This is a genomic window from Spirochaetota bacterium (assembly GCA_025061835.1).
Classification (GTDB): Bacteria; Spirochaetota; Brevinematia; order DTOW01; family DTOW01; genus SKYB106.
This window is the reverse complement of sequence record JANXAC010000018.1, coordinates 18,464-32,014: the sequence shown is the minus strand read 5'-3', so window position 1 is coordinate 32,014 and position 13,551 is coordinate 18,464. Positions and strand designations below refer to the sequence as shown.

The window sequence follows — 13,551 nt, the reverse complement described above, 5'->3', positions numbered from 1 at the left end:
ATTTGTGACTCTTGTGTTCCCTATCTTAGACCAGTTTATCGGCACATCATCTCTAAACCACTCTTGATCTCCTGAATAGAACCCTTCAAGTATCTCGTCGCCCATAAATATCATAGGTATTCCTCTTGCAAAGATAGCAGTCGCAAGTCCCGTGAGCGTTTGATATTGAGCATCATATTCACCATTACCCCAACCTCTATGTTTTAAGTCTGCAGCAGGTCTCCTTTTACCATTGGCTACTTCATCGTGAGATGATAGATACTGAACAGCAATCAAGCCGTAAGGATTTTGGTTATCTAGTCCATTATCTAACGCACTAGCGAGAATGTAATTACCTAAACTGCTCATATTAAGGTCAAGGGGAGTAGTTTTAAACATCTTCTTAAGTTCATGAGCTAGGTCAACATTCCATTGAGCATCCTGCCTACCACTATTCTTATGCGTAATCCAATTCCAAGTCGGTAGGTTCTCCGCTATAAGCATTAAATTAGGTCCGTTACCATCGTTGGTAGCGAACTGTCTCAGTTGTATAGCCATGTCGTACAAGAAACTACCTCCTGGTGAAGAGAAGTTGTTGTAAGCTATAAAATATGTCGCATCAAACCTAAATCCATCTATCTTGTAGAACTTCATAAAGTATTTAGCACTGTCTATCAGAAACTTTTTGACAATCGGATTTGAATAGTTGAAACTTGGTCCCCAAGGCGTAGAACCTGAATACCAATATGTTTGTGGATTGTTCCAATCAATAGCAGGGTCGTAAGCTGCTATGATATCATCACCAGGTCCTATGTGATTAAATACAAGGTCAAGTATAACGGCCATCCCTCTCTTGTGTGCTTCATCAACAAACTTCTTGAAAGTATTTACTGTTGTTAAGTTTGTTCCAACATACGCAGTTTCAGGAGCGTAGTATAGCACATAGTTGTATCCCCAGGATTGGTCTCCAGCAAACTCATTTATCGGTAACGGCTCAATCGCAGTGAAACCTAAGTTAGTGAGGTAATCAAACCTATTTATAGCAGTTTCAAAAGTTCCCCATCCATAGTAATCCCCAGGTCCGTTTGTGTAAAAGGTCCTTATATGGATTTGATAGATAATGTAATACTCATACCCAGGTCTTTGCCAAGAAGAAGATTGCCACGTGTAAGATGAGTGGTCTATTATGACAGACTCATTACCAGATGTATCCATAGCAGGTGAGTAGATATTCTTCTTTGCTCCCGGGTCTGAAATCCAGTGTAGGTATGGATCGTTATATTTTTCTATAACAAACTTATACTTCTGTCCAGGGGAAGTGTTTGAAAGTATAGTCCACCACCACACTCTGTCTCTGCTTAGATACATATTCGTCCTTTGCCATCCACTGAAGTCTCCTGCCACCCAAACTCTCCTTAAGTTAGGTCCATAGAATAAGAAGTAAGTAACACCACCACCTTGATAGTTAGCTCCAAACCATTCAAAGACAGCATTGGTTGGAGGGTCTCTGTATAGATTTGTCTCACTCTCAAAGAAGTAAGGGAATGACTCCCACCAGTTAGCAGGAGAATGTACGTATATCTTGTCCGGTGATGATATTATAGTTGCTATTCTGTTGGTTATATAATTGGTTCCGCTAACGGTATTAGTTGTTGAATTGGTTGTTGAGTTTGTGATACTGTAAATAGGAATTGATACTATTCTATCATACATAGGTCCATTTTCACTTTTTATAGGTTCCTGATCGGACCAACTAGCATCTTTTCGTAGTTTTATACCAACTTTACTAGTAGCAAAATCTATGTTCGTAAGTCTGAACACTACAAACTCATTATGATTTGATAGTCTATTAACGGCACCGTTTATTACTGTACCCACTACCCAGTAATACAACTGTGGAGAAGCCCAAGAATTTATTTTAGAGTTCGTATATACATACACCCAAAGATCATTAGGAGGAGCGATATAAACATTTGAAATAGAAATAAAGATTTGATTAGTATTGGTATCTATGTAATGAGTGTTTGTTATATAGAATGTAACATTACTTGTAGAATAATTAGTCACCCAGACATACACAGGTTGGTTAATGTAAGTGTAATTAGTATTAGTGTAGTTATTCGTAATATATGTATAGTTTGTGTTATTGACCTGGTTGTAGTTTGTCCTAGTTTCTTGAACAGTAGGATTATTACCACAACTGTGTAAAAATAGGAACAAGATAATAACTACAAAAACATACACAAACTTCATACATTACCTCCTTAATACGAAACAGTATAACTATCACTCCACACTCTTATAACATTCGTGAAGAAACCATCGTTTGTGGTTATCTCATTCAAAGGACTTTCTGGTAAAACATGCAGTGCACTATTTCTTTCATCTCCATCAGGTCTTCCAAGAACTGCTATGAACCTCAAAACGGAACCATTCTGAATTCCCACTAAACCTAGAGGCAAGGCAACCTCCCAACCGAAAGCATTATTAATTCCAAACATAACTCCCTTATCATTCCCAGGTACCCAGGTATTAGCAATGTTTGTCCAGAAGTTTGTAGTTCCAACCACTGCAAGATATATACCTGCACCATTTATTTGATTCGTTTGTCGCAACCTCATTTGTATCTGTATGTCAGGATACCTACCGTTTGTCGGCATGTATATAAACCTACCTTTTTGAGCAAGTCCAACCCACGCATCGTTTGTAAGACCACTAGTTGAGTTTGTGTCTATTGATATACTTAACTTCAAACCGTTATCACCTAAGTTCGGAACATTATAGTTGCTCACAAATATGTATAGGAAATGTCCATCATTCGTTACCCTCATCCTAGCAATTCCCAAATTGGTGTAAGGATTAACACCACTAGCACTAGCAACAAGTTTGGCATCATTCCAACCACTATCATAGAGACCATCTATCGTGAAAAGTGACTTGAGAATAGTTATCGTTCTAGACTCACCAACTATACCACTAGAAGAAACTGCTCTCACCTTAACATAGTTATATCCACCAGATAAATTAGGAATTGATAAAAACTGAATTCTCTTCACAACATTTGTCCAAGATGAAATCAAGTTTGTAGTAGCCGTGTTTGTAAATACACCAGATGAATTTGAGACTATAACGCTTATATTAGTTATACCATCAGGATCAGATATATCAACATAACCATTTATATTAGTATCCGAAAATGTAGCAATATAACTACCTTGAATACTTGTTATTTTAACTATCGGTATGTTTGAAATTTTAAGATTTATACCTACGGTGTATGAAGAGTTCAACTTAGATATAAGAGTTATCAAAACATGGATATTATTATGACTTGGTGCGGAGATTACACCTGTGAAATTTGAAAGAGAATAGAACTGAAAATTGTTTGAAAAACTATTGTTAGTAACGATGAGATAGAATTTATCAACATCATTATACGAAAAGCCACCTTCCAAAACTCCTTCAACTAAATGGTAAGGTTGAATTATAGCAGACTCAGTTATCCCAACGAGTGAAAAACTTACATTTGATGTTAAACCATAAACATAGTTTGTTTGATTATGCACATTCGTGTAGTAGTTTGTGTTAGTAACGAGATTCACTGTATTTGTGTTGGTTATATAGTTCGTGTTAGTATGATAAACCGTGTTTGTATTGCTGATATAATTTGTAGAGAAGATTTGGTTTGTTTGATTAACATTCACAACATTCTGTTGAACAGTCGGGTTCTGAGAGCAAGAGAAAAGCGCAACCGCAACAAAAAAACTAAATATGCTCACACAATACCTCATAACCTAATCTCCTACCAAAATAATATAAATAAAGGCCAATGCATTTTCAACAATGACAGATTATCCCTAATTGTTAATCCTAGACTTTACTTCAATGAAAACCTTTTAGTTGTATTGATTCTCTTTTTATATACATAATTCTATATTCAATAATCCCATGACACCAGAGATACTTAAAAACATAAATCCTCTTACTCTAGTAACCTTAGGTGTCCTTTTCACTTGGATGCTTAACAACCTAGGTGCAGCTCTATCTTTTATATTTCCTGTAATCAATAGAAAGGTTCTTGACTTTCTACTTGGTCTTTCTGGTGGTATAATGTTAGCAGCAAGTATATGGTCTCTTCTGATACCTTCCGTTGAAATATCAAATTTTTTTAACCTACCAGGCTGGATTGTTGGAGGTACGGCATTCATACTTGGGGGAGTGACGGTAAAAGCCATAGACAGTATACTTCCTCATGTTCACATTGGTTCAGATAATGTGGAAGGAATTCCCTCCAATTTTAGAAGAGTGACATTGCTTTACCTAGCAATGACATTACATCATATACCAGAAGGTTTTGCGGTAGGAGTAGCACTCGGCGCTATGGGACTAATACCAGAGTATAGTGGCATACCTGTTGCTGTCGGTATAGGTATCCAGAACATACCTGAAGGACTGGCTTTGGCTGTCGCTATGTTAGCTTACGGAATAAGCAAAATCAAGAGTTTTATTTACAGTGTTTTGTCAGGTTTTTCAGAAGTAGTAGGTGGAGTAGTAGGTTTACTCTTTATCGTTAGCTTCCCTCAACTGCTTCCAATCTCGCTAGGTATCGCCGCTGGTGCGATGTTTTTTGTAGTGATAGAGGAGGTCATACCAGAATCTCAACTTTCAGGGAATACCGATATATCAACAATTGGTGCTATGGTTGGATTTATAGTAATGATGACACTTGATACCATCCAAATCTAACCTGTTTGATTACAAAATCTACTACTAAGGCAATCACATACCCACTGGACAGAAATGGAATAAACGGTATGGAGTTTTTTGAATTCACTTTAGCCCAAATTATCCCTATAAGAGTTCCTGTTATCAACGATAGATTAAATGTATAAAAATCACTCATAAGTGAAAAACCTATCAACACTTTAACATCACCTCCTCCGAACATATCTGTCAGGTTCTTCCCCCTTAACCTTGAGTATATAAACAATATAACCAGAATGACACTTACCTCAAGTGTATTTAGAAGATATTGAATTCTCGTATGATCAATGAAAAGGATACCTATTCCAAATAACATGTAAGGTATGGTAATGTAATTAGGCGCTATCCTGTGTTTAATATCAAACACTGACAAGATAGTAAAAACTACTAGGTTAATGAATATTGTTGCTAGATACATTTGGAATTTCCTTCTTCAAAGAATATCTTACCTCATCAAATGAAACAACATCAAAGATTTTTAACACTAATACACCAAAAATTATTGGAATAATGGAATTAAACATACCACTCACAATTAGTCTTAATATAGAACACATCTTCCTTCGTTTGTCAAATTAAACTAACCGAGAAAAACTCATTTAAGTTAAACTTGAGATATAGGTCTTTATTCCGAACATAGTTATTGATTTCTACCATGACGGTAGATCAAACTAAACAGGGAGGTTTGTATGATAGGTAGAGTAACTCAAAATTCCATATCAAACGAATTTCTCTTCTATCTCAAGGACAGAATGGTTGAGATGAACAAGAGACAAACGGATCTAACGAGTATGAGTAAGATAAGGATACCAGAAGATGATCCTGTAGGCACAACCACATCAATGCAGTTCCAAAGTAGAATAAAAGAGATAGAGACATTCATAGCCAACATTGAAGAAGGTGAAGCGAAGCTCAACCTAATAGACTCAACACTTCAAAGTGCCACAGACATACTTCAAAGGATAAGGGAACTTACAGTCCAGGCAGCAAACGGAACATACACAAAGGACGATACTAAGAAGATGGCGATAGAAGTTGATCAACTCATAAGGGAACTTGTTAGTATTGCAAACTCGTATTACAAGCAAACTAACCTCTACGGAGGATATAAAACAGACCTTCCGTTCAGAGTTGAATACGGTCTCTCAGAGGATCTTGATTATGAAGTAGTTAAAAAGGTTGTATATATGGGAGATGATGGAATTATATTCAGACAGGCTGATACCACTGACTTTGTTCAGATAAATCTCAACGGCAATAGACTATTCGCATCTGAAAATATGATAATAAGATCATCAACACCAGGAACTGGTTTTGTGGTGGATAGGGATATGTCTTTCAAGATAAATGGTGTTGAGGTAAAGGTTTATAAAGGAGACACTCTTGAGACGATAGTTGATAGAATAAACGAACTAAAGATGCCAGTTAAGGCTTATATTGATAACTCAACAGGCAATAATTTCTTTGTTTTAGAAAGCACCATTCCTCACAATATTGCTATTGAAGATGTAGGCGATGGCGATGTTATGGAAAGGCTTGGAATCATAAGAAAAGGCGCTCCCGCACCCCTTAACTACACCCCTGAAGCAAAAATATTCGTTATGTCTCTCTTTGATGTTCTCATAAAGATAAGAGATGACATGTTCGCTGGAAGACAACAGAATCTAGGAGGTGAGGACCTTAGCATGATTGACAACGGTTTAGATAACTTCTTAAGATACCGAGCAGAAGTCGGAGCAAGATTAGAAAGACTTAAGACTGTGAATATCAGATTAAATACGGACATAGTCTATGTCAAGGACATCCTAGCAAAAACTCAAGCAACAGATATACCACAAACCGTAATTGAACTTAGAATGCTTGAACTAACACACCAAGCAGGACTACAAGTAGGAGCAAAACTGATGGGACTCTCATTACTTAATTTCTTAAGATAATAGCACATTCTAAAATCACAAACTTCAATACTATCTGCGATATTTTATCCCGGCAAAGGATCATACATCAAACCATAACATATTCCTTGAGTATGATCCCTGACAATATTCATCCGAAGAGTCTTTAGAAATTCAAGTAGAATATAGTCTATCCACAGATTTATACAAAAATAGTCCCCCAACGAAATCTAAACTACTTTACTAAGTAGTAAAATTCGCTTAAAGAATGTTGCATTCTACCTAACGAAACCAAATTAGTAGGAGTCTATAATACTTCTGTTCTTTATGGCTCTTGAAAGTGTAAGTGTATCCGAATATTCTATGTTTCCACCTAATGGAACACCTTTAGCTACTGATGTAATCTTCACATCAATAGCACTCTTCCTAATGAGTGATACTATGTAGGAAGTAGTTATCTCACCTTCTGAGTCTGGGTCAAGTGCGAAAAATACTTCCTCAACTTCAAGTTTCTTTATTCTATCAATCAGTTTGTTAATTGGTAGATCTCCAGGTCCAACTCCATCAAGTGGTGAGATAACCCCACCAAGAACATGATAAAGTCCATCATACTGTTCAGTTTTCTCAATGACTAACACATCACTAGGCTTTTCAACTACACATATTACTTTTCTGTTTCTCTCCAGGGAGGAACAAACAACACAAGGATCTGTATCAGACACCATACCACATTCAGAACACACCTTTACTTCATTTTTCAACTTTTCAATAACATTAGATAATCTTGAAATTATGTCTGACTTTGAAGTTATAATGAAAAGCGCAATCCTTTCTGCAGTTTTAGGACCTATACCAGAAATATCGCTCAAAACCTCAATCATCTCTTTTACACTATTTGGAAGGATATTCATATACAAAAATTTTTATTGATACAAAAGCATCCTTTCTATAAAATTAGAATCATATAGGAGGAGATCATGAATAGAATAATAACAACACTTATATTTCTGTCTCTTACAATATTTGTTTTTGGACAAGTGAAGGTTAATATATGGCACGCCTACCGTGGTGATGAGAAGAAGGCAATAGAGCAAGTTGCTAATACCTTCAACATAACTTACTTTGATGTCCAGATAAGTCTCCTACCAGTGCCGTTTGATGCGATAAACGATAAGCTGAGGACAATGGTTCCTTTAGGCAAAGGTCCAGACTTGTTTATATTCGCACAAGACTTTACAGGTGAATGGGCTAACAACAACATCATCGTTCCTGTTGACTCTTTCGTAACCAAAGAGATAATATCTCAATTCCCGAGGTATCTGGTTATGGCTTATGTCTATGGCGATAATGACAATCTCTGGGCACTACCTATGTCCTTCAAGAACCTGATCCTGTTTTATAACAAAAATTACATATCAACCGTTCCTAACACCTGGAGCGAGTTGATAGAACTCGCAAAGAAATTCACTGACCCAAGATCAGGTCCTTATGGTAGAAGAGGATTCGTGTATGACATGGGCAACTTCTACTATCACACGATGTGGATACAGGGATATGGTGGTAGAATATTTGAGAAAAGAAAAGGAACCGAATACTTTCCACTCCTTGATACAGAACCAGTTTATAACTCTATAAAGTATGTCCTTAGGCTTAAGAAACTTATAAATCCTACCGGTGATCCAAAAGCAGAGGTAGGTGCAGATGGTTCAACCGTTACAGAATTATTCAATTCAGGTAATGCTCTGTTTGTTGTTAATGGTCAGTGGTTTAGAGCAGAGATATCACCTAAGATTAATTATGGTGTTGCACCATTCCCCATAATAGATGATTTACCAGGGATAAAAGGTTCTGGTAGAAGAGCAATACCATTCCTCACGGTAGAAGGAATATTTATGTCCTCTAATGTCAAGAATAAACAAGCAGCATTCAAGGTTATGCAGTTCATAACGAGTCCGCAAGCAGGTAGAATATTCGCAAAAGTTGGTAAGCAAACACCAGCTAATGTTGGAGCATACCAATATTCTGAAGTCAAAAACGATCCAATCTCACAGATATTCATAGAGTCAGCGAAAGAAGCAATACCTATGCCGAATGTTCCTGAAATGGCTCTAACTTGGTCTCCAGCAACAAGTGCTCTAGTTGAATCAACCGGACTTGACGCAGATGACCCAAAACTTGATACAAAAATAAAAGACATCTGGAAAAAGAGACAAAACGAATTAGTAGGACTTATAAAGGCTACCTACAAAAGGTAAACACCCCACATTCCTACTACCTTAAATACTATAAAAGTACCACTTCAACGCTTCTTGAATATTAAATACCCAAACTCAAATACCCAATAGTAAGTGATCTTATAAACTTCATCAAACTACTTTCATTCATAAAGACCTTCTAAAGAAGGATGATAAAATAACTTTAAAACTAAAACTTTGTAAAGGGGAGACCGTAATGGTATCCCCTTCTAACGATTATCTTAATACTTTACATTCCTATCTCACCAAACACTGCAGACTTTAACTGAATTGACACACTATCCTGATACTCAAAGGATGAAACATAAAACCTTTTGTACGATATTGATATATCCGTGTTTGGATCAATACTGTAGGCAAGCTCTAATGTAACGAATGAGTCTCTCAGCACATCCTCAAAGAATTCTCTAGCAGACTGTATATTATTTCTTTGATATACGACAGTAGCGTATGAAGGTATTCCTGTCAGTGTCTTTACGATATCCTTCGTTATCTTAAATCTACCTATCAGTCTGTTTATTGAAAAGTTTATATCCTCCTCTGGCCATAGTTGTTCGTATGTTATATTAAAGTCAAGCATATTACTGACCTGGAATCCACTTGAACCCAGAATTCCGTTAAACGGTGGTAATTCAGATGCTACTAGTAGGAAGAGTTTTAGTTCTTTTTGAGCGTCATACATTGTATCAAAGTAGGAAGGTATGAACTGACCTGTTATCCTCCTATACTCTATTCTATAAGGAATTATTCCTACAATCATACCTTTCAGTCCTGCCGAGAAGCCCTCCCCCTTTAGAAGGTTGAACCCTTCTGAATAGTTCTTTTGTTGTGCTATGAAGTACAGATATGGATTGTCTGTGAGTTTATTTATGTATATACCTGCTTTTCCAATATCAGCAAAAAGAGTTAATGAGAAGACTCCTACATCAACGATAGGAAAGTCAATATCAGAACCGATCAAAAACACAGTAGGATTACCTTCGTATGCATAGTTGGATATAACGAATGGCTCAAGGTCTGCAACACCAGAGATACCTATCGCTATATTACCAAGAACAGGCGTTCCATAGATCGGTCTTACGAATGTCCTAGCACCAAACAACCTACTTCTTGATAAGTCAGCTATAGCACTTTCAAACCCCCAATAACCAAAATCTAGGTCAAACTGGAACCCAATCCTCCTTATCGCAGGAAAACCTAACATATTGGAATATCTATCCATCAAGAACCCATGTCCTAGTGTCATATCTGGAATACTACCTATTCTGATGAACACACTCTCACCTTTGGTACCATAACTTATGAACAAAACTTTCTTGAAAAGGTCATCTAGGAAGTCCGTTATGAAGAAACCTTCACTACTGAACCCGAAGTTGTATTCGTAAGAGTTATACCATTTTGTAGTATCGTATATATTATTCTTACCATCCCAGTAGCTGACCAGATATAATCCAAACCCAAACTTACCAACTCTTAGTATTGGTGAAAGAACTATCTTATTCCACACAAAACCATTTATATTCTGTGAGCTTATCTCCCAACCAAAATTGAATTGAGGTTGCATAGCATCTGGTGGGACTGAATCTTGTTGTTGAGGTAGTTGCTGTTGTGGCTGAGTTGGCTGCTGCGGCTGGACAGGTTGCTGTGGTTGTAGTTGTTGGGGTTGAGCAGGCTGTTGTTGAACCTGTTGAGGTTCAGAAAAGTATCTATCAAAGTCAGATGACTGAATAGGTTTAGGTTCTTCAATTTCAATCGTTCCCAGATAGCTATTGATGGTGCTAGAAAAACCTTCCCTTATTTCAACACTTCTACCATTAGCAGCAGTTAGCTGAACGATCCCTTCCCTTACAAACACCTCCATAAGAGATATATTACCTTGTCCTTTACTGTAAATGATACCAAAATCAGTTCCTCTTACGGCAGCAATACCCGTTTCAGTTCTTACTTTAAGTTCATCAAACTGTGAGAGTCTTTTGAATATAGCTCTCAACTTACCTGCCCCAAGATCAACGGTACTTTCCGTTTGAAATTTAGAAAGAGATATAGTAGTAGAATTATAGATTTTCACAGTCTTATTAGGTGCTAGTTTTATCTCTGCATAACCATCAGGTCCTGTTCTGACGATAGAGTATAACGGTATAGTCACACCAGAATCCAAATTCTTATAAATCGTAGGTTGTCTTGTCTGATCACCTGATATAGCATATTGAACATCTCCCATAACTACTTCAGCAAAAGGATACTTGTCAGATTGTGCGTATGCAATACTAACCGAAACAATTAGTGCTAACACAAAGATTGTAAAATATCTCATAAAATCCTCCTAGAAAGAAATTTCAGTTGATACTGAAGTGCTCTCAAGTGGCTTAAGAACTTTTTGTCCTCCTTCCTCAAACCAATCAAAAGTCCTTCGGTAAGATAGAACAATACTAACCATATCAGAAACTTTGTATGAAATCTTGGTCAAAAGTATAGCATCTACTGATTCCGTTGTATAAATATCCCTAAATTCATCTATGTTTTTCCTATCATAAACTAAACTGAAGGCAACAATCTTAGTCAGTTCTCTATCTATATTCAGCGTTATCCTCATTCTAGGATATGTTGTATCGTCAAACGAGTCTTCCAATGTTACCAAAAAAGTCGCTATTTTCTCAAAACTAACACCTGATGTAAAAAGCCATCCAAAGTATCCATTAGTTATCCCATCCAATAGGTCATACTTTGTTAGATAGGTATTACCTATAATTATATATCTCTCCGCATCATACAACGAGTCAAAAAACGAAGGAAGGAACTTAGGCTGTAGTATCCTAAGTTCAAGGTTGTAAGGTATGAATGACAATATACTACCTTTAAGTCCAGTCGCTTCACCGGTTCCCTTACCTAGAATATACGCAAAATCAGCATACCATTCCATATTGAACACTGGCTGTAGTTGAATCAATGGTAATCCAACATCTACACCAAATATAAATACCCTATTAGTGCTATTCGGACTATCAGAGAACTGATACGGGTAATCCTTCGGAGGAATTGGATTTAGAGGATCAAGGTCCATAACAACCGAACCACCTATCTCAAACCCATCAAGAACAGGTATTTGAGTCCCATACAATGGTCTAGCAAATGGTCTTAAACCTATTATGTCAAAATCAAAGATATTATCAACGAAAGTCTCTATACCTCCATAGTCTAAGTCAATGTCAAAAGCTATACCAAACTTTTTTATATTTGGATAATTAACATTGTTATCGTAATTATTCATAATAAAACCATTTCCTATCCTCCCATCGTCTATCTGTCCTATCTTAAAATATACTGGTTTCTCACCCTTTTGAGCCCACCTTAAGTATCTTATCTTTGAAAGGATTGCTTGCCAAGAGTTCCATTCAGTTGCTCTTATATTCCAGTTCGCATCAAATTCAAGGTTTATATCTAGACCAACGCCAAACTTTCCGATGGCAAAATCAGGTTGCCCCTTGACCTGAAAATATGTAACACCATTTATTACAACTGTTCCAAAAGATAACCCAAAACCAAACTTTGGTGCAGACTCCTGTTGATATCCTTGTTGTTCCTGTTGCTGGATAGGTTGAGAAAGCACTACCCCTGACAACACGAACACAAGTAATAGACTGATAAACACTCTCATTCCTATCCTCCTTTCAAAATATAATATTACATCCATCCCTAAATTTCAAGTTCTAAGTCCAACGAACTACAATAGCTTCAAATGTTTAAACCAGTGAATTAAAACTACTGGAAAGCAACGAACCTTTAACCCCAAGCCTCAGATTTGAACTTACTCTTATCCACTTTTAGTTCATTAATTATTATATTTTCTATCTCTTTGACAAAAGGTGTATTCCCACAAGCATAGAAAACATCTTCCTCACCGGTTATATTGTCAAGTATCAAGTCCCTTGTTATCCTTCCTCTTAGTCCCTTCCAGTCATCGCCGTCATATCTTGTAACGGTTATAAACCCCTTAAAGTTCGGGCTCTTCAACATTTCCTTCATATCATTCTCGTATATGAAATCTCTAGGCGTCCTAAAACTGTAAAACAATGTAACCTTAGTATTCGGCATAGAATCATATATATACTTCATAGCAGACCTCACAGGCACAACACCACTACCTGCTGCGAACAAAGCAACACTCTTCGTCGTTTGTGGATTACTGAAGATAGGATGTCCAAATGGACCTGCAACAAACAGATCTGCACCTTCGTATATTACTGAAGAATCATGAACTCTAGTAGTAAGATATCCTCCCTCAACTAATTTGATAGTTATACCTATCAAGCCATCTTTCTTTGTCTCCGTCGGAGATGTAGCTATGGAGTATGCTCTCCTTTTCTTCTTATCCTCAGCTTCCTCTGGTAAAGCAATCATAACAAAATGACCAGGCTCATACTCAAAATCATCTATACTAAAATAAAAACTCTTAACACCATCAGCCTCATCAACTATCTTCTTTACCTTAACTATACCCTGAAATAATTTCTTTACAGACCCCATATTACCTCCTTGATACCAAAATTCTTACTAATAATATACAACTTACCACAAAAAAATCAAATATCTTTTGACTCTTGATGACATACCTCCTTCTTATCAATCTGGATAATCCCAATCCCCCAACACAAATTGCT

At 36.8% G+C, this 13,551-nt stretch carries 10 protein-coding genes; 3 read left to right on the top strand and 7 right to left on the bottom strand.

Annotated features, from left to right (window positions below):
• On the bottom strand, nucleotides 1-2,232 hold a 2,232-nt coding region (locus NZ579_06680; GenBank protein ID MCS7299622.1), incomplete at its 3' end, for an alpha-amylase family glycosyl hydrolase.
• Nucleotides 2,233-2,243: 11 nt separating this feature from the next.
• On the bottom strand, nucleotides 2,244-3,770 hold the full coding sequence (locus tag NZ579_06675) for a hypothetical protein (GenBank protein ID MCS7299621.1): 1,527 nt from the start codon (nucleotides 3,768-3,770) through the stop codon (nucleotides 2,244-2,246).
• Nucleotides 3,771-3,927: 157 nt separating this feature from the next.
• Between NZ579_06675 and NZ579_06670 the strand changes: the two genes are divergently transcribed.
• On the top strand, nucleotides 3,928-4,725 hold the full coding sequence (locus NZ579_06670; GenBank protein ID MCS7299620.1) for a ZIP family metal transporter: 798 nt from the start codon (nucleotides 3,928-3,930) through the stop codon (nucleotides 4,723-4,725).
• On the opposite strand, the gene NZ579_06665 is transcribed toward NZ579_06670, so the two are convergent.
• Nucleotides 4,688-5,161, bottom strand: a complete 474-nt coding sequence (locus tag NZ579_06665) for an A24 family peptidase (protein ID MCS7299619.1) — start codon at nucleotides 5,159-5,161, stop codon at nucleotides 4,688-4,690. The two genes, NZ579_06670 and NZ579_06665, sit on opposite strands and share 38 nt — an antisense overlap.
• Before the next feature lie 271 nt (nucleotides 5,162-5,432).
• Here NZ579_06665 and NZ579_06660 point away from each other — a divergent pair, with 271 nt between their 5' ends.
• Nucleotides 5,433-6,680 carry a flagellar hook-associated protein 3 gene (locus NZ579_06660; GenBank protein MCS7299618.1) on the top strand — a complete coding sequence of 416 codons (1,248 nt, stop codon included), beginning with the start codon at nucleotides 5,433-5,435 and terminating at the stop codon, nucleotides 6,678-6,680.
• Between the two features lie 254 nt (nucleotides 6,681-6,934).
• Here NZ579_06660 and recR read toward each other — a convergent pair whose 3' ends face one another.
• Entirely contained in the window at nucleotides 6,935-7,549 is a 615-nt protein-coding gene (gene recR / locus NZ579_06655) for a recombination mediator RecR (protein ID MCS7299617.1), read from the bottom strand.
• A 66-nt stretch (nucleotides 7,550-7,615) separates the two neighbouring features.
• Between recR and NZ579_06650 the strand changes: the two genes are divergently transcribed.
• Entirely contained in the window at nucleotides 7,616-8,893 is a 1,278-nt protein-coding gene (locus tag NZ579_06650) for an extracellular solute-binding protein (GenBank protein MCS7299616.1), read from the top strand.
• Nucleotides 8,894-9,122: 229 nt separating this feature from the next.
• On the opposite strand, the gene NZ579_06645 is transcribed toward NZ579_06650, so the two are convergent.
• From NZ579_06645 to NZ579_06635, 3 genes are all read right to left on the bottom strand, one after another.
• Entirely contained in the window at nucleotides 9,123-11,207 is a 2,085-nt protein-coding gene (locus NZ579_06645; GenBank protein ID MCS7299615.1) for a FecR family protein, read from the bottom strand.
• Between the two features lie 9 nt (nucleotides 11,208-11,216).
• Complete coding sequence (locus tag NZ579_06640; protein MCS7299614.1) at nucleotides 11,217-12,548, bottom strand: hypothetical protein; 1,332 nt, start codon at nucleotides 12,546-12,548, stop codon at nucleotides 11,217-11,219.
• Between the two features lie 125 nt (nucleotides 12,549-12,673).
• Nucleotides 12,674-13,417 (bottom strand): FAD-binding oxidoreductase, encoded by a 744-nt coding sequence (locus NZ579_06635; GenBank protein ID MCS7299613.1) that lies wholly within the window; start codon nucleotides 13,415-13,417, stop codon nucleotides 12,674-12,676.
• Between the last annotated feature and the right edge of the window lie 134 nt (nucleotides 13,418-13,551).

Excerpts from the sequence above, each read along its gene's own strand:
- NZ579_06675 (MCS7299621.1), bottom strand. The coding sequence starts at position 3,770 with ATGAGGTATTGTGTGAGCATATTTAGTTTTTTTGTTGCGGTTGCGCTT.
- NZ579_06670 (MCS7299620.1), top strand. The coding sequence starts at position 3,928 with ATGACACCAGAGATACTTAAAAACATAAATCCTCTTACTCTAGTAACC.
- NZ579_06665 (MCS7299619.1), bottom strand. The coding sequence starts at position 5,161 with ATGTATCTAGCAACAATATTCATTAACCTAGTAGTTTTTACTATCTTG.
- NZ579_06660 (MCS7299618.1), top strand. The coding sequence starts at position 5,433 with ATGATAGGTAGAGTAACTCAAAATTCCATATCAAACGAATTTCTCTTC.
- recR (MCS7299617.1), bottom strand. The coding sequence starts at position 7,549 with ATGAATATCCTTCCAAATAGTGTAAAAGAGATGATTGAGGTTTTGAGC.
- NZ579_06650 (MCS7299616.1), top strand. The coding sequence starts at position 7,616 with ATGAATAGAATAATAACAACACTTATATTTCTGTCTCTTACAATATTT.
- NZ579_06645 (MCS7299615.1), bottom strand. The coding sequence starts at position 11,207 with ATGAGATATTTTACAATCTTTGTGTTAGCACTAATTGTTTCGGTTAGT.
- NZ579_06640 (MCS7299614.1), bottom strand. The coding sequence starts at position 12,548 with ATGAGAGTGTTTATCAGTCTATTACTTGTGTTCGTGTTGTCAGGGGTA.
- NZ579_06635 (MCS7299613.1), bottom strand. The coding sequence starts at position 13,417 with ATGGGGTCTGTAAAGAAATTATTTCAGGGTATAGTTAAGGTAAAGAAG.